Origin of the sequence: Burkholderia sp. R-40 (assembly GCF_049942845.1) — a bacterium.
Taxonomy (GTDB): Bacteria; Pseudomonadota; Gammaproteobacteria; order Burkholderiales; family Burkholderiaceae; genus Burkholderia; species Burkholderia ambifaria.
Map to the genome: position 1 here is coordinate 359,700 of NZ_CP187967.1, position 18,988 is coordinate 378,687.

General features: G+C 67.2%; 17 protein-coding genes. 15 read left to right on the forward strand and 2 right to left on the reverse strand.

Going from position 1 to position 18,988, the window contains the following annotated elements; all coding sequences use genetic code 11:
- The first annotated feature begins 7 nt into the window (after positions 1-7).
- From ACP26O_RS01655 to msrQ, 4 genes are all read left to right on the forward strand, one after another.
- On the forward strand, positions 8-2,224 hold the full coding sequence (locus tag ACP26O_RS01655) for a cytochrome c biogenesis protein ResB (protein ID WP_175666035.1): 2,217 nt from the start codon (positions 8-10) through the stop codon (positions 2,222-2,224).
- 4 nt (positions 2,225-2,228) lie between these two features.
- Positions 2,229-3,419, forward strand: a complete 1,191-nt coding sequence (gene ccsB, locus ACP26O_RS01660) for a c-type cytochrome biogenesis protein CcsB (RefSeq protein WP_011655767.1) — start codon at positions 2,229-2,231, stop codon at positions 3,417-3,419.
- Between the two features lie 159 nt (positions 3,420-3,578).
- Positions 3,579-4,574 carry a protein-methionine-sulfoxide reductase catalytic subunit MsrP gene (msrP, locus tag ACP26O_RS01665; RefSeq protein ID WP_175666034.1) on the forward strand — a complete coding sequence of 332 codons (996 nt, stop codon included), beginning with the start codon at positions 3,579-3,581 and terminating at the stop codon, positions 4,572-4,574.
- A 20-nt stretch (positions 4,575-4,594) separates the two neighbouring features.
- Positions 4,595-5,281, forward strand: coding sequence for a protein-methionine-sulfoxide reductase heme-binding subunit MsrQ (gene msrQ, locus ACP26O_RS01670; RefSeq protein ID WP_175666033.1), 687 nt, complete (start codon positions 4,595-4,597; stop codon positions 5,279-5,281).
- Positions 5,282-5,362: 81 nt separating this feature from the next.
- Here msrQ and lptM read toward each other — a convergent pair whose 3' ends face one another.
- Positions 5,363-5,641 carry an LPS translocon maturation chaperone LptM gene (gene lptM / locus ACP26O_RS01675; protein ID WP_011655770.1) on the reverse strand — a complete coding sequence of 93 codons (279 nt, stop codon included), beginning with the start codon at positions 5,639-5,641 and terminating at the stop codon, positions 5,363-5,365.
- 39 nt (positions 5,642-5,680) lie between these two features.
- Between lptM and cyaY the strand changes: the two genes are divergently transcribed.
- The gene (gene cyaY / locus ACP26O_RS01680) at positions 5,681-6,007 is read left to right on the forward strand and encodes an iron donor protein CyaY (protein WP_006758798.1); all 327 of its coding nucleotides are present in this window, start codon (positions 5,681-5,683) and stop codon (positions 6,005-6,007) included.
- Between the two features lie 94 nt (positions 6,008-6,101).
- Here cyaY and ACP26O_RS01685 read toward each other — a convergent pair whose 3' ends face one another.
- Entirely contained in the window at positions 6,102-8,495 is a 2,394-nt protein-coding gene (locus tag ACP26O_RS01685; protein ID WP_422110893.1) for a penicillin-binding protein 1A, read from the reverse strand.
- Between the two features lie 220 nt (positions 8,496-8,715).
- On the opposite strand from ACP26O_RS01685, the gene ACP26O_RS01690 reads away from it, so the two are divergent.
- The 10 genes from ACP26O_RS01690 to ugpE all read left to right on the forward strand — a co-directional run bounded on the left by ACP26O_RS01690 (position 8,716) and on the right by ugpE (position 18,968).
- On the forward strand, positions 8,716-9,639 hold the full coding sequence (locus ACP26O_RS01690; protein WP_175666031.1) for a competence protein ComA: 924 nt from the start codon (positions 8,716-8,718) through the stop codon (positions 9,637-9,639).
- Positions 9,636-10,268, forward strand: coding sequence for a fimbrial protein (locus tag ACP26O_RS01695; protein WP_175666030.1), 633 nt, complete (start codon positions 9,636-9,638; stop codon positions 10,266-10,268). Before ACP26O_RS01690 ends, ACP26O_RS01695 begins: the two co-directional genes overlap by 4 nt.
- Positions 10,265-11,137: a pilus assembly protein gene (locus tag ACP26O_RS01700; RefSeq protein WP_175666029.1), complete on the forward strand. Its 873-nt coding sequence runs from the start codon at positions 10,265-10,267 to the stop codon at positions 11,135-11,137. The genes ACP26O_RS01695 and ACP26O_RS01700 overlap by 4 nt, the downstream gene beginning before the upstream one ends.
- On the forward strand, positions 11,134-12,795 hold the full coding sequence (locus ACP26O_RS01705) for a type IV pilus secretin PilQ (RefSeq protein WP_175666028.1): 1,662 nt from the start codon (positions 11,134-11,136) through the stop codon (positions 12,793-12,795). Before ACP26O_RS01700 ends, ACP26O_RS01705 begins: the two co-directional genes overlap by 4 nt.
- 40 nt (positions 12,796-12,835) lie before the next feature.
- Complete coding sequence (locus ACP26O_RS01710; protein ID WP_011655776.1) at positions 12,836-13,390, forward strand: shikimate kinase; 555 nt, start codon at positions 12,836-12,838, stop codon at positions 13,388-13,390.
- Positions 13,387-14,466, forward strand: coding sequence for a 3-dehydroquinate synthase (gene aroB, locus ACP26O_RS01715; protein WP_426356283.1), 1,080 nt, complete (start codon positions 13,387-13,389; stop codon positions 14,464-14,466). Before ACP26O_RS01710 ends, aroB begins: the two co-directional genes overlap by 4 nt.
- A gap of 65 nt (positions 14,467-14,531) precedes the next feature.
- On the forward strand, positions 14,532-15,716 hold the full coding sequence (locus ACP26O_RS01720) for a deoxyguanosinetriphosphate triphosphohydrolase (protein WP_085963048.1): 1,185 nt from the start codon (positions 14,532-14,534) through the stop codon (positions 15,714-15,716).
- An 88-nt stretch (positions 15,717-15,804) separates the two neighbouring features.
- Positions 15,805-17,139 (forward strand): sn-glycerol-3-phosphate ABC transporter substrate-binding protein UgpB, encoded by a 1,335-nt coding sequence (ugpB, locus tag ACP26O_RS01725; protein WP_175666027.1) that lies wholly within the window; start codon positions 15,805-15,807, stop codon positions 17,137-17,139.
- 96 nt (positions 17,140-17,235) lie between these two features.
- On the forward strand, positions 17,236-18,126 hold the full coding sequence (gene ugpA, locus ACP26O_RS01730; protein ID WP_105834638.1) for a sn-glycerol-3-phosphate ABC transporter permease UgpA: 891 nt from the start codon (positions 17,236-17,238) through the stop codon (positions 18,124-18,126).
- Positions 18,123-18,968 carry a sn-glycerol-3-phosphate ABC transporter permease UgpE gene (gene ugpE, locus ACP26O_RS01735; RefSeq protein ID WP_175666026.1) on the forward strand — a complete coding sequence of 282 codons (846 nt, stop codon included), beginning with the start codon at positions 18,123-18,125 and terminating at the stop codon, positions 18,966-18,968. The genes ugpA and ugpE overlap by 4 nt, the downstream gene beginning before the upstream one ends.
- Positions 18,969-18,988 lie beyond the last annotated feature (20 nt).

Consider the following 18,988-nt stretch of genomic DNA (forward strand, 5'->3'; position numbering starts at 1 on the left):
AGTTTGAATGAGCGTTACCACGTCGGGGTTGCAGTCGAAGTCGGGTCAAAGTGCGTCCAGGCGCGCGATCGAGCTGGTGAGCTCGATGCGCTTCGCGATCGCGCTGCTGGTGGTGTTGTCGATCGCGAGCATCATCGGCACGGTCCTGACCCAGGATGACCCGTATCCGAATTACGTGAACCAGTTCGGCCCGTTCTGGGCGGACATCTTCCGCTCGCTGGGCCTGTACAACGTGTACAGCGCGTGGTGGTTCATGCTGATCCTGATCTTCCTCGTCACGTCGATCTCGCTGTGCGTGATCCGCAATGCGCCGAAGATGCTCGCCGATGCGAAGAGCTGGAAGGACAAGGTCCGCGAAGGCAGCCTGCGCGCGTTCCATCACAAGGCCGAATACACGGCGTCCGGCACGCGTGCGACCGTCGCGGCCACGCTCGCCACGTTCGTCGCGAAGGCCGGCTACAAGCACGTGGTGCGCGAAACCGACGGCGCGACGCTGATCTCCGCGAAGCGCGGCGCGCTGACGAAGTGGGGCTACATCTCCGCGCACCTCGCGATCGTCGTGATCTGCATCGGCGGCCTGCTCGACAGCAACCTGCCCATCAAATTCCAGATGTGGATGTTCGGCAAGAGCCCGGTCAACACGAGCGCGACGATCAGCGAAATCTCGCCCGACCACCGGCTGTCCACGTCGAACCCGACGTTCCGCGGCTACGCGTGGGTGCCGGAAGGCCAGTTCGTGTCGACCGCGATCCTGAACCAGCCGAGCGGCTCGCTGATCCAGGACCTGCCGTTCTCCATCCAGCTCAACAAGTTCATCGTCGACTACTACACGACGGGGATGCCGAAGCTGTTCGCGAGCGACATCGTCGTGATCGATCGCGAGACGGGCCAGAAGATCCCGGCACGCGTCGAGGTCAACAAGCCATTCACGTACAAGGGCGTGTCGATCTACCAGTCGAGCTTCCAGGACGGCGGATCGCAGATGCAGATGACGGCCTACCCGATGACGGGCGACAACGCGAAGTCCTTCGCGGTAAAGGGCACGATCGGCAGTACGGCGCCGCTGCAGATGCCGGGCAGCGACGGCGACACGATCGAGTTCTCCGACTTCCGTGCGATCAACGTCGAAAACATGGCCGACGCGAACGGCAAGCCGGACGTGCGCGGCGTCGCGAAGACGGAGTCGCTGAAGGAAGTGTTCGACGAGCGGCTCGGCTCGGGCGCGAAGACGTCGAAGCCGATGCAGCTGCACAACATCGGCCCGTCGGTGCAGTACAAGATTCGCGGCAAGGACGGCCAGGCGCGCGAGTTCAACAACTACATGCTGCCGGTCGACATGGGCGGCACGCGTGTGTTCCTCGCCGGCGTGCGCGGGAGCCCGAACGATCCGTTCCGCTACATGCGAATTCCGGCCGACAGCCAGGATTCGATCGGCGAATGGATGCGCCTGCGCGCCGCGCTCGAGGATCCGGCCGTGCGTGCCGACGCCGCCGCGCGTTTCGCTCAGCGTTCGCTGCCGACGACCGAAGCGTCGCTGCGCGGCCGTCTGCAGGACAGCGCCTTCAAGGTGCTGACCCTCTTCGCGGCAAGCGACGACAGCGTGGGTCGCGGCGCCGACGGCCAGCCGATCGGCGGGTTCCAGGCGGTGGCGACGTTCATCGACCGTTCGGTGCCGAAGGCCGAGCAGGAAAAGGCGGCGAGCCTGCTGCTGCGCATGCTCGAGGGCTCGATGTGGGAGGTCTGGCAGATCGCGCGCGAGCGCGCCGGCGAGCCGGCCGCCCAGCAGGGCACCGACACGATCCGCTTCGTGCAGAACGCGATCAATGCGCTATCGGATAGCTTTTTGTATGGATCGCCGGTCTATTTGCAGCTTGACTCCTTCAAGCAGGTGCAAGCTTCGGTATTTCAGTTGACGCGCGCACCTGGCAAGAATCTGGTGTATCTTGGCAGCCTGCTGTTGGTCGCCGGCATCTTCTCGATGTTCTACGTGCGCGAGCGGCGCCTCTGGTTCTGGCTCAAGGATGCCGGTTCGGGCGTCGATGTGGTGATGGCGATGTCCACGGCCCGCAAGACCTTCGATTTCGAGAAAGAATTCGTGCAGACGCGCGACGCGGCCGGCGCCGCCTTGCGCGCCGCACCGCGCGACGCCGCGCCCGCAGGCGCGGCAGCGACTGCCCGTCCGCCCGCCGGCGGCGGTTCCGATTCCGAGAACTCCACCCGGTAACATCATGGATCTCACTCAAGTTTCCTCTTCCCCTTCGGGGCCGGCAAAGGCCTCGAATCCGGCGCCGTTGTTCGACGACCGTCCGTTCCTCGCGCGCCTGTCGGTCATCGACTGGTTGTTCGCGCTGGCGCTGGTGGTCGGCGCGGGCTATGCGTTCGTGCACTACAACGAACACATGAATTACTACGACAAGGCGGTGATGATCGGCACGGTGCCGGCGCTTGTCGTGCTCGGCTGGCGCTGGAAGCCCGCCCGGCTGATGATGGCGTCGATCGCGGTGCTGTCGCTGCTGTCGATCCAGATCTACCAGGGCGATCTCGCGCGCGCCGATTCGGCGTTCTTCCTCAAGTACTTCCTGTCGAGCCAGTCCGCGATCCTGTGGATGAGCGCGCTGTTCGTGCTCGCGACGATCTTCTACTGGATCGGCTTGCTCGCACGCTCGGAGTCGGGCTCCGCGATCGGCCAGAAGCTCACGTGGGTCGCCGTGCTGATGGGCTTCACCGGCCTGATGGTGCGCTGGTACGAGTCCTACCTGATCGGGGCCGACGTCGGGCATATCCCCGTATCGAACCTCTATGAAGTGTTCGTGCTGTTCAGCCTGATCACCGCGCTGCTTTATCTGTATTACGAAGGCCACTACGGCACGCGCGCACTCGGCGCGTTCGTGCTGCTGGTCATCAGCGCGGCCGTCGGTTTCCTGATGTGGTACTCGGTCGCGCGCGATGCGCAGCAGATCCAGCCGCTCGTGCCGGCGCTGCAGAGCTGGTGGATGAAGATCCACGTGCCGGCGAACTTCATCGGCTACGGCAGCTTCGCGCTGTCGGCGATGGTGTCGGTCGCGTACCTGATGAAGGAGCGCGGCGTGCTCGCCGATCGCCTGCCGACGCTCGAGGTGCTCGATGACGTGATGTACAAGTCGATCGCGGTCGGCTTCGCGTTCTTCACGATCGCGACGATCCTCGGCGCGCTCTGGGCCGCCGAAGCATGGGGCGGCTACTGGAGCTGGGACCCGAAGGAAACCTGGGCGCTGATCGTGTGGCTCAACTACGCGGCCTGGCTGCACATGCGCCTGATGAAGGGCCTGCGCGGCGCGGTCGCCGCCTGGTGGGCGCTGACGGGCCTGCTCGTGACGACGTTCGCGTTCCTCGGCGTCAACATGTTCCTGTCCGGGCTGCACAGCTACGGCAAGCTGTAAGATTTCCGACGCTCGTCCGACAAAAGACCGCCGGCGCACTGCGTGCCCGGCGGTTTTGTTTTGTAACGGGCGGCGGGCCCGGGGCGCCGAACGGTGCATGATCGGCCGGGTCGAACGCTGATGAAGCGTGCGCGCCGCGCATGCAGGAGGAGCAGCACGATGTGGATCAAAACCCCTTTGCGCACCGTACTGACCGGCGGTGATATCGCGCAGAGCCAGATTACGCCGCGCGCGGTGTTCGAGAACCGGCGGCGCGTATTGCAGGCAGCCGGCCTGGCGGCGGCGGGCGGATTGCTGGGCGGCAGCGGCGCGGCGTTCGCCGCGTATGCGTCGCCCGACGCGCGGGCCGCGAAGCTCGTGGCGAAAACCAACCCGAAGTTCGTCGCGGCCGACAAGGTGACGCCGTTCAAGGACATCACGTCCTACAACAACTACTACGAATTCGGCACCGACAAGGGCGACCCGGCGCAGAACGCGGGCACGTTGCGGCCGCGCCCGTGGCGCGTGAGTGTCGAGGGCGAGGTGCTGCATCCGAAGGTATTCGATCTCGACGAACTGCTGAAGCTCGCGCCGCTCGAGGAGCGCGTGTATCGGCTGCGCTGCGTCGAGGGCTGGTCGATGGTGATTCCATGGATCGGCGTGCCGCTGTCCGAGCTGATCAAGCGCGTGCAGCCGACCGGCAACGCGAAATACGTGCAGTTCATCACGCTGGCCGATCCGTCGCAGATGCCGGGCTTGTCGACGCCGGTGCTCGACTGGCCGTACTCGGAAGGGCTGCGGATGGACGAGGCGATGAATCCGCTGACGCTGCTGACGATGGGCGTCTACGGCCAGGTGCTGCCGAACCAGAACGGCGCGCCGGTGCGCATCGTCGTGCCGTGGAAGTACGGCTTCAAGAGCGCGAAGTCGCTCGTGAAGATCCGCTTCGTCGACAAGCAGCCGAAGACGAGCTGGAACACGTATGCATCGAACGAATACGGTTTCTATTCGAACGTGAACCCGAACGTCGACCACCCGCGCTGGAGCCAGGCGACCGAGCGCCGGATCGGCGAGGACGGCTTCTTCACGCCGAAGCGCAAGACGCTGATGTTCAACGGCTACGGCGATCTCGTCGCATCGATGTATCAGGGCATGGATCTGAAAAAGAATTTCTGAGCGCGACGGTGAGAAACGACATGCCTCCTTCGACACTGGAGCCCGTGCGCGCGTCCGGCACGCGCACGGCAGCCGCGGGTAGTTCCCGGGGCGGCGCCGTGCGTACGACGCCGCGCTGGCTGGTGCCCGCCAAGGTGCTGGTTTTCGCGGCCGGCCTCTATCCGCTCGCGCGACTCGTGCTGTTCGGGCTGACCGACCGGCTCGGTGCGAACCCGATCGAATTCATCACGCGTTCGACCGGCCTCTGGACGCTGGTCATGCTCTGCATCACGCTCGCCATCACGCCGCTTCGGCACGTGACGAGCGTTCCTGCGTTGTTGCGTTTTCGCCGGATGATCGGCCTGTTCGCGTTCTTTTATGCGACGCTGCATTTCACGACGTACCTGTGGTTCGACAAGTGGTTCGACGTGCTCGCGATCCTGAAGGATGTCGGCAAGCGTCCGTTCATCACGGTCGGCTTCGCTGCGTTCGTGCTGCTGATTCCGCTGGCCGTGACATCGCCGCGTGCGATGGTGCGCCGGCTCGGCCGTCGCTGGGCTACGCTGCATCGCGCGATCTATGCGATCGCGCTGTTCGCCGTGCTGCATTTCTGGTGGATGCGGGCCGGCAAGCACGATCTCGCGCAGCCGAAGCTCTACGCGACGATCGTCGCGGTGCTGCTCGGTTGGCGGTTGCTTGCATGGGGCTGGCGGCGCGTCCGTACCTGACGTGCGGACCTAAAAAACAAAAGGCGATGACCGGAAGTCATCGCCTTGGGGCGCGAGAGAAACCGCGGCGGCGGCGCGCGACTACTGCGCGGCGGCCGGGCCTGATGCCGGCGTGGCGGGCTTCGGCGCACTGCTCGACAGCTCGGGCGACAGCGTGAGCGGCGTGCCGGAAGAATCGGGAATACTGTCGGACGCGTTTTCATCGGTCGGCTTGACGTCCGACGGCGGCGTGTCCTGCTGCTGGATGGGCTTCGCCGGCAACGGGGGCACGGTAGGCAGATAGAGCGGACCGCGTTGCCCGCAGCCGGCAAGAATCGCCAAAGCCGCTACAATCGCGCTCATCCGGAAAACGACTCGCATGATCGTCCCTGAGCAATTATTTAACCGATAGAGTTTAGCATGTCCGATACTGAATACCTGGCCCGTGCCGAGGCTGTGCTGGCGTCCGTCGAACGTACCGTGGACGCCGCGAACGACGGCGATCACGACATCGATCTGGAGCGCAACGGCAGCGTGCTGACGCTCACGTTCGAGAACGGCTCGAAGATCATCATCAACCTGCAGCCGCCGATGAAGGAGCTGTGGATCGCCGCGAAGGCGGGCGGATTCCATTACCGTTTCGTCGACGGCGAATGGCGCGATACGCGCACCGGCACCGAGTTCTTCTCGGCGCTCACCGACTACGCGACGCAGCAGGCCGGCCTGCCGATCACGTTCCGCGCATAACGACGCTCGCTCGCCCGCCGGGCGCCGATACGTCGGATCAATGCACAAAGAAAAAGCGCCCCAGCGGGGCGCTTTTTCATGGCCGGGCCGTTCGTCAGTGGCCGCGGAAGAGGTTCATGATGTCCTGCTTTTCCTGCTCGTCGACGTGCGGCACCGGTTCCTCGGTGTCCTGCACCGCCGGCGCCTGCGGCACGCCGACCGTCGATACGAAACCGTGCCCCGGCGTGAACTCGGTGAAGTACAGCTCGCCGCCGATCGACTGGACGTCGTCCGGCATCGTCGGCTTGAACTCCGGCACGCCCTTCAACGCCGCACCCATGTATTCGATCCAGACCGGCAGCGACAGGCCGCCGCCGGTTTCGCGATCGCCGAGGCTGCGCGGGTTGTCGTAGCCGATCCACGCGATCGCCGCGAGCGTGTGCTGGTAGCCGGCGAACCACGCGTCATGCGAGTCGTTCGTCGTACCGGTCTTCCCCGCGAGGTCGGTGCGCTTCAGTATGTTGGTACGTGCGCCCGTGCCGCGCTGCGCGACGCTCTGCAGCAGGCTGTTCGTCACGTACGCGTTGCGTGCGTCGATCGCGCGCGGCGCGTTCTGCTCGGCGATGAGCGGCTGCGCGCGTGCGACGATCGCGCCGTTCGGATCGGTCACTTCGGCGATCAGATACGGGTTCACGCGGAAGCCGCCGTTCGCGAACACCGAGTACGCGCCGGCCATCTGCAGCGGCGTGACCTGGCCCGCACCGAGCGCCATCGGCAGGTAGGCCGGATGGCGGTCGGCGTCGAAGCCGAAGCGCGTGATGTACTGCTGCGCGTACTTCGTGCCGATCTGGTTCAGGATCCGGATCGACACGAGGTTGCGCGAGCGCTGCAGCGCGGTGCGCATCGACATCGGACCTTCGAAGCCGCCGCCGTAGTTCTTCGGTTCCCACGGCTGGCCGCCGGTTTCCGCGGCGCTGAAATACAGCGGGCCGTCGTTGATCACCGTGGCCGGCCCGAGGCCCTTGTCGAGTGACGCCGAGTAGATGAACGGCTTGAACGACGAACCCGGTTGCCGCCACGCCTGCGTGACGTGGTTGAACTTGTTCTTGTTGTAGTCGAAGCCGCCGACGAGCGAGCGGATCGCGCCGTCCTGCGGGACGATCGAGATGAACGCGCCCTCGACCTGCGGCAACTGCGTGATCGACCACTTGCCGGCATCGTTCTTCACGACACGGACGATCGCGCCCGGGCGGATGCGGCGGTTCGGCTGCGCGTTGGCCGACAGCGCGCTCGACGCGAAGCGCAGGTTGTCGCCTTCGATCGTCGCGGTGCTGCCGTCGATGAAGGCTACCGTGATCTGGCGCGGGGTGGCCGCGGTGACGACCGCCGCGATCAATTCGCCGTTGTCGGGATGCTCGAGCAGCGCGTCGTCGATCGCCTGTTCGCGGTCGTCGGCGCCGGCCGGCAGCTCGATGAAGCCTTCCGGCCCGCGATAGCCGTGGCGGCGCTCGTAATCCATGATGCCCTTGCGCAGCGCGGTGTACGCGACCTGTTGGTCGGCGGAATCGATCGTCGTGACGACGTTGAAGCCGCGCGTGTAGGTTTCCTCGCGGTACTGCGCATACATCATCTGCCGGACCATTTCCGCGACGTACTCGGCGTGCACGCTGAACTCGCGGCCCGCGCCCTTGACGACGAGCGGCTGCGCGGCAGCTTCGTCGTACTGCTCGCGCGTGATGAAGTTCAGCTCGAGCATCCGCTGCAGGATGTATTCCTGGCGGACCTTCGCGCGCTTCGGATTGACGACCGGGTTATACGCGGACGGCGCCTTCGGCAGCCCCGCGAGCATCGCCGCTTCCGCGAGCGTGATGTCCTTCAGGTCCTTGCCGAAATACACGCGCGCGGCGCTCGCGAAGCCGTACGCACGCTGGCCGAGATAGATCTGATTCATGTAGACCTCGAGAATCTGATCCTTCGTCAGCGCGCGCTCGATGCGGTACGCGAGCAGCATCTCGTAGATCTTGCGCGTGTAGGTCTTCTCGCTCGACAGGAAGAAGTTGCGCGCGACCTGCATCGTGATCGTGCTCGCGCCCTGCGACGCATGGCCGTTCGTCAGCGCGACGAAACCCGCGCGGGCGATGCCGGTGAGGTCGACGCCGCCGTGATCGTAGAAGCGCGCGTCCTCGATCGCGAGGATCGCCTTCTTGAGCGAGTCGGGCACCTCCTTGAAATGGACGATGTCGCGGCGTTCCTCGCCGAATTCGCCGATCAGCACGTGATCGGACGTGTAGATGCGCAGCGGTACCTTCGGACGATAGTCGGTCAGCGCGTCGAGCGACGGCATGTTCGGCCACGCGACGACGAGCGCGTAGCCAAGCACGAGGCCGCCGGCCACGACGAGGGCCACGCACATCGCGGCGACGCCGATCAGGGCTTTCTGCCACCAGGGCCGTTTCTTCGGCTCCGGCGGGGGAGGCGGGGACGTAGGAGACGTGGATTGCATAGGCATACCGGAAAACAGTCCCGCGATTATAGCTGCCCGGTAAGACCGGCCCTGACGCGACGGGTGGCCGGCGAAAAGCGGCGCATCGCGGTGCCGCCAGCATAACGTCCGCGCGGCCGCCGCGCGCCATGCCTGGCCGTCCGGCCGACTGTCGGAGGCACGCGCCACTTTGCAGAATCAGGCATCGGAAACGCGGCGTGGGCCGCAACGAGCGCGGGAGGCTGGGATGACAGCACGATGGGCGGCGCGGTTCGCGCCGGGCAGGCACCGTTCGACGGGCATCGACGTCGGAGCGGACGAGGTGAGGGTGGCCGTGCTGAGCCGGCGCGGCCGGGGCGCGGATGTGCGGGTCGAAGGGCTCGAGCGGGAGCCGGTAGGACTCGCGGACGGGCCGGAGGACGCGCGCTGGGCCGCGGTCGCACGGGCGTTGGCGGCCGCCGTGTCGCGGCTGTCGGCGGCAGGCGTGCGCTGCGGCGCGCATGGCGTGATGGCGCTGCGCGACGACGAGATGCGCACGGCAACGCTTGACCTGGCGGGGCGCGAGGATGTCGCCCACGCCGCCCGGCAGGCGGCCGAACGCATCTCGGGGCTGGCGCCGGACAGTTTCGCGTTCGACTGGCGGCAGGAAGACGGCGCGCATTCGGGCGAGATCGCGGTCGCCGTGGCGCCGCAGGCCTTGCTCGAGCGGCGGATCGACGTGGCCGCGCAGGCCGGCATCGACCTGACGGCCGTCGACGGCGAGTCGGCCGCCGCGCTGCGCGCATTGCGCCATGCCGCGCAGTTCGAGCTCGACGCGCACGGCCCGTACGCCGCATTCTGGTTCGGCGACACGGGTGTGCGCGGATGGCGGGTCGACGGTCCGGTTGCCGCGCCTATGCTCGCGGTATCCGGCGACGTGCAGGCGGCGCTCCCCGATGCATTGCGCCAGTGCGTATTCGAGCCGGTGCGCTGCGTGCTCGTGGCCGGCGACGCGCGCTGCATCGCCCGCTGCGGTACGTCGGTCGCCGACATCGGAGATGCACTCGGCGTGGCGGCGGTGCCGTTCGACTGCACGGGATGGAACGGGCTGCCGGGCGAGCCCGGCGGTGTGCCGGACGCTCCGGCATTTGCCCTCGCGGTCGGGCTGGCGCTGCGCGGGGTGTGGGAATGATGGCCGATACGGGGTTCGGGCGGGTTATCCTCGGCCACGCCGCGCTCGGCGGCTTCAATCTGCTGCCGTACCGTGAGCGGCTGGCGCACGCGTTGCGGCGGCGCCGTGCCACACAGTGCGGGGCCGCGATCGTGCTCGGCGTATTCGGGTCCTGCGTATGGACGGGCGCGCAGACTGTGTGGAGATGGGGCGTGGATGCCGAGCGGGCGCGTGTGGAGGCGCAACTGCGGCAATTGGAGCCCAAGGTCGCGGCCCTCCGGCGTGCCGCCGGCGCGGCCGCCGACCTCGCGCAACGCGATGCGCGGTCGGTCGTGCTTGCCGCGCCTTACCGGCGTGCCACCGGGCTGCTCGCGACGCTGGCGCAGGTGCGCGACGACACCGTGCGGCTCGACGCATTGCGCACGACTTCGTCCGGCGCCGTGCTCGACGCGCGCGCGACGAGTTACCGGGCGGCCGCGCGGTGGCTCGCGCGGATCGCGGCCGAGCAGCGCGACTGGCGATTCGATATCGGAGAGCTGACACAGGCTTCGGCCACGCCGGTCACGGCTTCAGCCGCGCCGTTCCGGTTTTCCGTACAGGTGCGCTGGCACGACGCGTCGCCGCAAGGCGCAGCGGGAGGCGGCGCATGACGGCGATCGTGCATAAGTCCGTGCCGGGCGTTGCCGGGGCGCTTGGCCACGTGGCGCGGGTATCGCCGGCCACCGCGCACGCCATCGGCTGCGTGGTGGCATTCGTGTCCGTGCTGGTGGGCGGCATTCATCTGATGGATGCCGGCGACTGGAGCGGGCTCGCGCGCAGTCGCGCGTTGCTCGCAACGGCACAGGCGCGTGCCGCCGACACCCAGCGGGCACTCGCCGCCGCGCAACGGCACGACCCGGCCCCGGGCTCGGCCGCCGGGCGCAATGTCAGCGCGACGCGTGCGCCGGCGTGGCCCGCGCTGATGCTGGAACTGGCCGACCTGGCCGGAGCGAGCGGTCTGCGGATCGTGTCGATCGAACCGCAGCGCGCGGACGATGCAGCACCGGATGGCCGGCGTACGGTGCGGATCGTCGCGGACGGCGGCTTTCCGGCGCTGCTGCGGCTGATGGGCGGGCTGGCGGGTTTGCCCGCGCTGGTGGTGCCGTCGGTCCTGCATATCGAACGAAAACCGCCCACGGCGCGGGTCGACATGACGATAGACGTGTTTCCGGCGCTGCCGGGAGCCCGTTTGCCGGGTGGCGCGGCGCCCATGCTCGCCGGTGCGTCAGGCGACGATCCATTCGGCGGCGCGGGGTCGCTCACGGTAGCCGACGATGCGGTGCCGCGTCTGGCCGGCACAATTCGCGACGCGCGCGCCGGGCTCGCGTTGTTCGACGCGGGTGACGGCGGATTCGCGACCGTCGCGCGGGGCGAAGCGCTTGGGGCCGCGCGGCTAATGCGCGTCGATGCCGACGCCGTGACGCTTGCGACGGCCGATGGCGCGCGCCGGTTCGTCATGGACGACGGAGGTCGTCCATGACGAAATACGGATGGTGGGCGATTGCATTCCAGGTCGCATCATGCGTGGCCACGGCGCACGCGGCGCTACCGCCATTGCCTCCGTTGCCCCCGTTGCCGCCGGCCGGCTGGTCGATCGCATCGATGCCGGCGTCTGTCGAAGACACACCGCTGCCGCACGGCGCGCTCGATGGCGCGGACGGCATGAACGGTGCCACCCCCACTCAGGACGGCCCCCAACCGTTCGATCAGGCCGCACGTGCAGCAGTTCGGGCAGGCACGACCGCGCCGGTGCCGTTGCTGGAAGGGCCACCGATCCCATTGCCGCCGCCCACGCGCATGAGCGACGCCGCGGCGCGGCACCCCGGCGATGCGGACGACGCGCGGCGGATCTCGCTGAATCTGCAAGGCGCCGGGCTCGCGGCTGCATTCGATGCGCTCGCACGATTCACCGGGCTCAACATCATCGTCGGTGAACAGGTGCGCGGCACCGTGACGTTACGTCTGAACAATGTCCGCTGGCGCGATGCGTTCGATACGTTGCTCGATACGCACGGGCTGGCCATGTCGCGGCGCGGCAACGTGATCTGGGTCACGCCGGCGGCCGAACTCGCGGCGCGGGAGCGCGAGCGCTTCGAAACGCACGCCCGTGCGGCCGAGCTGGAGCCGCTCGCGAGCCGGACCTTCGCGCTGCATTACCCGCGTGCGCTGGACGTGCAGCGGCTGCTGGCCGGTGCGACCGGCCAGCGCCTGCTGTCGAAACGCGGTGCCGCGGCGGCCGATCCGCGCACGAACCTGCTGTTCGTCACCGATCTTGCGCCGCGTATCGCGCAGATCGCGGGGCTGATCGACGCGATCGACCGGCCGTCGCGACAGGTGCGGATCGAGGCGCGCATCGTCGAAGGCGAACAGGGCTTCTCGCGTAACCTCGGCGCTCGCGTCGCGTTGCGCGCGCAGGGGCGGGCACCCACCGCCGATGGCGCGCCATCCGCGACCGACACGCGCAACGCGCTCGACCTCGCCGCGCGGCCGCTCGGCGGATTCGAGGCGGCGACGGCCGGCTTCACATTGTTCGCCGCGCCGCTCAGCCGCGTGCTCGACGTCGAGCTGAGCGCGCTCGAGGCACAGGGGCGGGGCCAGATCGTCTCGAGCCCGCGCGTGGTCACGGCCGACCGCGTGAAGGCGATCGTCGAACAGGGCTCGGAGCTGCCGTATCAGGCCAAGGTCGGCAACGGCGTGAGCGGCGTGCAGTTCCGCCGCGCGACGCTGAAGCTCGAGGTCGAGCCGCAGATCACGCCCGACGGGCGCGTCGTGCTCGACCTCGACGTGACGAAGGACAGCATGGGCGAGCCGACCGCGGCCGGCCCGGCGATTCATACGAAGCACGTCCAGACGCGCGTGGAGGTCGAAAACGGCGGGACGGTCGCGATCGGCGGGATTTATGAGCAGTTGAACCGGGATGATGTGACGCGGGTGCCGCTCTTGGGCAAAATACCGGTACTGGGCGCGCTTTTCCGGCACCGCGCGCGGCGCGACCAGCGCAGCGAACTCGTCGTCTTCATCACGCCGACGGTCGTCGGCACGCAGTGCGCGACGTCCGGCGCGGGCGATGCGGACGCGGGAAAAAGGGGGCCGGAAGCCGGTGGCGCAGGCTCGACAAGGCAGCCGCTTTGCCAGTAAGCTGCGCCACACACCAGCAAGATTCAAGCAGAGGAAGCCGTTGCAAGCGCGGGACCCACACGCAAACGTATTTTTCGTCGGCCTTATGGGAGCGGGTAAGACCACCGTGGGCCGTGCGGTCGCGCGCCGGCTCGACAGGACGTTCTTCGACTCCGACCACGAAATCGAGGCTCGCACGGGTGCGCGCATTCCGGTGATCTTCGAGATGGAGGGCGAGGCCGGCTTTCGCGACCGCGAATCGCAGGTGATCGCCGATCTCACGCAGCGCGAGAACATCGTGCTCGCGACGGGCGGCGGCGCGGTGTTGCGCGCCGAAAATCGCGATTGCCTGAAAGGCCACGGCATCGTCATCTATCTGCGCGCCAATCCGCACGATCTGTGGCTGCGCACGCGCAAGGACAAGAACCGCCCGCTGTTGCAGACCGGCGACCCGAAGGCGCGTCTCGAAGCGCTCTACGAAGTGCGCGACCCGCTGTACCGCGAATGCGCGGACTTCATCATCGAGACCGGCCGTCCGTCGGTCAACGGCCTCGTCAACATGGTGCTGATGCAACTCGAACTCGCAGGCGTCATCGCCAAGCCGCTACAAGCATGATTACCGTCAACGTCGACCTGGGCGAGCGCGCCTACCCGATTCACATTGGTGCCGGCCTGATCGGCCGCACCGAACTGTTCGCCCCTCACGTCACCGGTTCGTCGGTCACGATCGTCACGAACACGACGGTCGATCCGCTCTACGGCGACGCGCTGCGCGCGGCGCTCGCGCCGCTCGGCAAGCGCGTATCGACGGTCGTGCTGCCGGACGGCGAGGCCTACAAGAACTGGGAAACGCTGAACCTGATCTTCGACGGCCTGCTGACCGAGCGCGCCGACCGCAAGACGACGCTCGTCGCACTCGGCGGCGGCGTAATCGGCGACATGACCGGCTTCGCCGCCGCGTGCTACATGCGCGGCGTGCCGTTCATCCAGGTGCCGACGACGCTGCTGTCGCAGGTCGATTCGTCGGTCGGCGGCAAGACCGGCATCAACCATCCGCTCGGCAAGAACATGATCGGCGCGTTCTACCAGCCGCAGGCGGTGATCGCCGATATCGGCGCGCTGACCACGCTGCCCGATCGCGAGCTGGCGGCCGGCGTGGCCGAGGTCATCAAGACGGGCGCGATCGCCGATGCGGCATTCTTCGACTGGATCGACGCGAACGTCGATGCGCTGAACCGCCGCGAGCCGGCCGCGCTCGCGCATGCGGTGAAGCGCTCGTGCGAGATCAAGGCGAGCGTGGTCGCGGCCGACGAGCGCGAAGGCGGCCTGCGCGCGATCCTGAACTTCGGTCATACGTTCGGCCATGCGATCGAGGCCGGGCTCGGCTACGGCGAATGGCTGCACGGCGAAGCGGTCGGCTGCGGGATGGTGATGGCGGCCGACCTGTCGGTGCGGCTCGGCCTCCTCGACGAAGCGTCGCGGCAGCGGCTCGATGCCGTGATTGCCGCCGCGCACTTGCCGGTGCGCGGGCCGGCACTCGGCGATGCGCGCTACATGGAGCTGATGCGTGTCGACAAGAAGGCCGAAGCCGGCGCGATCAAGTTCATCCTGCTGAAGCGATTCGGCGATACGCTGATCACCCAGGCGCCCGACGAAGCGGTGTTCGCTACACTGGCGCAGACGACCCGGTAACGGCGCCCCGGATGCCCCGGCGCCACTGACATGGAGCAGACGTGAGCGAGACATCCAGCAGCAAACTGCCCGAGGCCGGCCGCGCATCCGTCGCGACGCTGGTCGAGCCGCCGACGCTGGCGGCGCTGGAAGCCCATCTCGCTCCGTATGCCGCCCACGCGTCGCAGTCGCGCGGCCGCCGCCATCCGGAAACGCCGCCGGCGGCGCGCACCGAATTCCAGCGCGACCGCGACCGCATCGTCCATTCGACCGCGTTTCGCCGGCTCGAATACAAGACGCAGGTCTTCGTCAATCACGAAGGCGACCTGTTCCGCACCCGTCTTACGCACAGCCTCGAAGTCGCGCAGATCGCGCGCTCGGTCGCGCGCAACCTGCGCCTGAACGAGGATCTCGTCGAAGCGATCTCGCTCGCGCACGATCTCGGCCATACGCCGTTCGGCCATGCCGGGCAGGACGCGCTGAATGCATGCATGCGCGAGCACGGCGGCTTCGAGCACAACCTGCAGAGCCTGGCTGTCGTCGACGAGCTCGAGGAGCATTACGGCGCGTTCAACGGCCTGAACCTGTGTTTCGAGACGCGCGAAGGCATCCTCAAGCACTGCTCGCGCGAGAATGCGCGCAAGCTCGGCGCGCTCGGCGAACGGTTCCTGCAAGGGCGCCAGCCGTCGCTGGAGGCGCAACTCGCGAACATCGCGGACGAAATCGCATACAACAACCATGACGTCGACGACGGCCTGCGCTCGGGCCTGATCACGATCGGGCAGCTCGCCGAAGTCGAGCTCTGGCAGCGTCACTACGAGGCCGCGCTGGCGGAATTCCCGCATCTCGAAGGCCGCCGCCTCGTGCACGAGACGGTGCGCCGCATCATCAACACGCTGATCGTCGACCTGATCGACGAGACCACGCGCAATCTCATGCGCGTCGCGCCCGCGTCGCTCGACGACGTGCGCGCGGCGCCGCCGCTCGTCGCGCACAGCGAAGCGGTCGCCGCGCAAGCGGCCGCCCTCAAGCGTTTCCTGTTCAAGAACCTGTACCGCCATTACAAGGTGATGCGCATGGCGAACAAGGCGCAGCGCGTCGTCACCGGGCTGTTCGACGCGTTCATCGACGATCCGCGCCTGCTGCCGCCGCCGTACCAGTCGGACGACGAAGCGCAGCAGCCGCGCCTCGTCGCGCACTACATCGCCGGCATGACCGACCGCTTCGCGCTGAAGGAATACCAGCGCCTGTTCGTCGTCAACGACAACTGACTGTCACAAACGATCACTAGACTTCGCCGGTTCAATGGCGACGGGAATGTTGCACACGCTGTTGGTAACGTTTTCATAGGAGAGGTCGATGAAGAAGAAGCCTGCGGGGACCACGATTCGCTTGATCGCGCTTGGCGGCGCGCTGATGTTCGGTGTGCAGCATGCGGCGTTCGCCGCGACGGAGATCCAGTTCTGGCATGCGATGGAGTCGGCGCTCGGCGAGCGCGTGAACGAGCTCGCCACGCAGTTCAACGCATCGCAGAGCGACTACAAGATCGTGCCGGTCTTCAAGGGCACCTACGACCAGGCGCTCGCGGCCGGCATCGCCGCCTATCGCAGCGGCAACGCGCCGGCGATCCTCCAGGTCTATGAAGTCGGCACCGCGACGATGATGCAGGCGAAGAAGGCCGTCGTGCCCGTCTACGACGTGTTCAAGCAGGCCGGCGTGCCGCTGGACGAAAAGGCGTTCGTGCCGACCATCGCGAGCTACTACAGCGATGCGAAGACGGGCCATCTCGTGTCGATGCCGTTTAACAGCTCGACGCCGGTGCTGTACTACAACAAGGACGCGTTCAAGAAGGCCGGGCTCGATCCGAACCAGCCGCCGAAGACGTGGGCGGACGTGCAGGCCGATGCGGAGAAACTGCGCAAGTCCGGGATGACCTGCGGCTTCACGACCGGCTGGCAGGGCTGGATCCAGCTCGAGAACTACAGCGTGTGGCACGCGCTGCCGTTCGCGAGCCGCAACAACGGCTTCGACGGCGCCGACGCGGTGCTCGAATTCAACAAGCCGCAGCAGATCGCCCACATCGCGTTCCTGCAGCAGATGCAGAAGGACGGCACGTTCACGTACGCGGGCCGCAAGGACGAAGCGTCGGCGAAGTTCTACAGCGGCGACTGCGGGATCCTGACGACGTCGTCGGGTGCGCTCGCGAACGTGCAGAAGTTCGCGAAGTTCAGCTACGGCACGGGCATGATGCCGTACGACGCGAACGTGAAGGGCGCACCGCAGAACGCAATCATCGGCGGCGCGAGCCTGTGGGTGCTGGCCGGCAAGGATCCGGCGACCTACAAGGGCGTCGCGAAATTCCTCGCGTTCCTCGCCTCGCCGCCGGTCGCCGCGAAGTGGCACCAGGAAACGGGCTACCTGCCGGTCACGACGGCCGCGTACGACCTCACGCGCCAGCAGGGCTTCTATGCGAAGAACCCGAGCGCGGAAACCGCGATCAAGCAGATGTTGAACAAGCCGCCGCTGCCCTACACGAAGGGGCTGCGTCTGGGCAACATGCCGCAGATCCGCACGGTCGTCGACGAAGAGCTGGAGCAGGTCTGGGCGCAGAAGAAGTCGCCGAAGGACGCGCTCGACTCGGCCGCCTCGCGCGGCGACGAGTTGCTGCGCCGCTTCGAGAAGTCGGGCGGCTGATCCCGCATCGCGTCCGTGCCGCCGGCCGCCGCCTCGCGCATGCGCGCGGGCCGGCGCCGCGGTTCCCTTTCCGTTTCGCCTGACCGGATGCCCGCGATGGAATCCCGTTCCCGTTCCCGTTTCGGCGCGAGCCTGCTGCCGTACCTGCTGATCGCGCCGCAGCTCGCGATCACCGCCGTGTTCTTCCTGTGGCCGGCCGGCGTCGCGCTGTGGCAGTCGACGCAGATGCAGGATGCGTTCGGCACGTCGAGCGAATTCGTCGGCTTCGCGAATTTCACGCACCTGTTCGCCGATCCGCTGTACCTCGACTCGTTCCGCACGACACTGGTGTTCAGCTCGCTCGTCACGGTCAGCGGGCTCGTCGTGTCGCTGCTGCTCGCCGCGTGCGCCGACCGCGTGATCCGCGGCGCGCGCGTGTACCGCACGCTGCTGATCTGGCCGTATGCGGTCGCGCCGACGATCGCCGCCGTGCTGTGGGCGTTCCTGTTCAACCCGAGCATCGGTCTCGTCACCTATGCGCTCGCAAAGGGCGGCATTGTCTGGAATCACGCGCTGAACGGCAGCCAGGCGATGTTCCTCGTCGTGCTCGCGTCGGTGTGGAAGCAGGTGAGCTACAACTTCCTGTTCTTCTATGCGGGGCTGCAGGCGATTCCGCGTTCGCTGATCGAGGCGGCGGCGATCGACGGCGCCGGGCCGGTGCGGCGCTTCTTCAACATCGTGCTGCCGCTGCTGTCGCCGACGAGCTTCTTCCTGCTCGTCGTGAACCTCGTCTACGCGTTCTTCGACACGTTCCCGGTGATCGACGCGGCCACCGCGGGCGGCCCCGCGCAAAGCACCAAGACGCTGATCTACAAGATCTTCACGGAAGGCTTCCAGGGGCTCGACATCGGCAGTTCGGGCGCGCAGTCGGTCGTGCTGATGATCATCGTCGTCGGGCTCACGGTGATCCAGTTCCGCTTCGTCGAACGCAGGGTGCAATACGCATGATCGAAAATCGCAAGGGTTTCGACCTGTTCTGCCACGCGGTGCTGATCGCGGGCGTCGTGGCGATCGTGTTCCCCGTCTACGTCGCATTCTGCGCGGCGACGATGAACGCGCAGGAAGTGTTCACGATCCCGCTGTCGCTGGTGCCGAGCACGCACCTGCTGGAGAACATCGCGTACATCTGGGGGCACGGCAGCGGCGGCACGACCGCGCCGTTCGGCCGGCTGCTCGCGAACAGCTTCGTGATGGCGCTCGGGATCGCGGTCGGCAAGATCGCGGTGTCGATCCTGTCCGCGTACGCGATCGTCTATTTCCGCTTCCCGTTCCGCAACACGGCGTTCTGGCTGATCTTCATCACGCTGATGCTGCCGGTCGAGGTGCGGATCTTCCCGACCGTGCAGGTGGTGTCGACGCTGCACCTGACGAACGCCTACGCGGGGCTCACGCTGCCGCTGATCGCGTCGGCGACGGCGACGTTCCTGTTCCGCCAGTTCTTCATGACGCTGCCCGACGAGCTGATGGACGCCGCGCGCATCGACGGCGCGGGGCCGATGCGCTTCTTCTGGGACGTCGTGCTGCCGCTGTCGAAGACGACCATCGCGGCGCTGTTCGTGATCACCTTCATCTACGGCTGGAACCAGTATCTGTGGCCGATCCTGATCACGACGGAGGCGTCGCTGTCGACGGCGGTGGTGGGCATCAAGACGATGATCGCGAGCGGCGACGCCGCGACCGAATGGCAATACGTGATGGCGGCGACGCTGCTGGCGATGATTCCGCCGCTCGTCGTCGTGCTGGCGATGCAGCGCTGGTTCGTGCGCGGCCTCGTCGATTCCGAGAAATGAACACGGACGGCAACCGGGAG

Excerpts from the sequence above, each read along its gene's own strand:
- ACP26O_RS01655 (WP_175666035.1), top strand. The coding sequence starts at position 8 with ATGAGCGTTACCACGTCGGGGTTGCAGTCGAAGTCGGGTCAAAGTGCG.
- ccsB (WP_011655767.1), top strand. The coding sequence starts at position 2,229 with ATGGATCTCACTCAAGTTTCCTCTTCCCCTTCGGGGCCGGCAAAGGCC.
- msrP (WP_175666034.1), top strand. The coding sequence starts at position 3,579 with ATGTGGATCAAAACCCCTTTGCGCACCGTACTGACCGGCGGTGATATC.
- msrQ (WP_175666033.1), top strand. The coding sequence starts at position 4,595 with ATGCCTCCTTCGACACTGGAGCCCGTGCGCGCGTCCGGCACGCGCACG.
- lptM (WP_011655770.1), bottom strand. The coding sequence starts at position 5,641 with ATGCGAGTCGTTTTCCGGATGAGCGCGATTGTAGCGGCTTTGGCGATT.
- cyaY (WP_006758798.1), top strand. The coding sequence starts at position 5,681 with ATGTCCGATACTGAATACCTGGCCCGTGCCGAGGCTGTGCTGGCGTCC.
- ACP26O_RS01685 (WP_422110893.1), bottom strand. The coding sequence starts at position 8,495 with ATGCCTATGCAATCCACGTCTCCTACGTCCCCGCCTCCCCCGCCGGAG.
- ACP26O_RS01690 (WP_175666031.1), top strand. The coding sequence starts at position 8,716 with ATGACAGCACGATGGGCGGCGCGGTTCGCGCCGGGCAGGCACCGTTCG.
- ACP26O_RS01695 (WP_175666030.1), top strand. The coding sequence starts at position 9,636 with ATGATGGCCGATACGGGGTTCGGGCGGGTTATCCTCGGCCACGCCGCG.
- ACP26O_RS01700 (WP_175666029.1), top strand. The coding sequence starts at position 10,265 with ATGACGGCGATCGTGCATAAGTCCGTGCCGGGCGTTGCCGGGGCGCTT.
- ACP26O_RS01705 (WP_175666028.1), top strand. The coding sequence starts at position 11,134 with ATGACGAAATACGGATGGTGGGCGATTGCATTCCAGGTCGCATCATGC.
- aroB (WP_426356283.1), top strand. The coding sequence starts at position 13,387 with ATGATTACCGTCAACGTCGACCTGGGCGAGCGCGCCTACCCGATTCAC.
- ugpB (WP_175666027.1), top strand. The coding sequence starts at position 15,805 with ATGAAGAAGAAGCCTGCGGGGACCACGATTCGCTTGATCGCGCTTGGC.
- ugpA (WP_105834638.1), top strand. The coding sequence starts at position 17,236 with ATGGAATCCCGTTCCCGTTCCCGTTTCGGCGCGAGCCTGCTGCCGTAC.
- ugpE (WP_175666026.1), top strand. The coding sequence starts at position 18,123 with ATGATCGAAAATCGCAAGGGTTTCGACCTGTTCTGCCACGCGGTGCTG.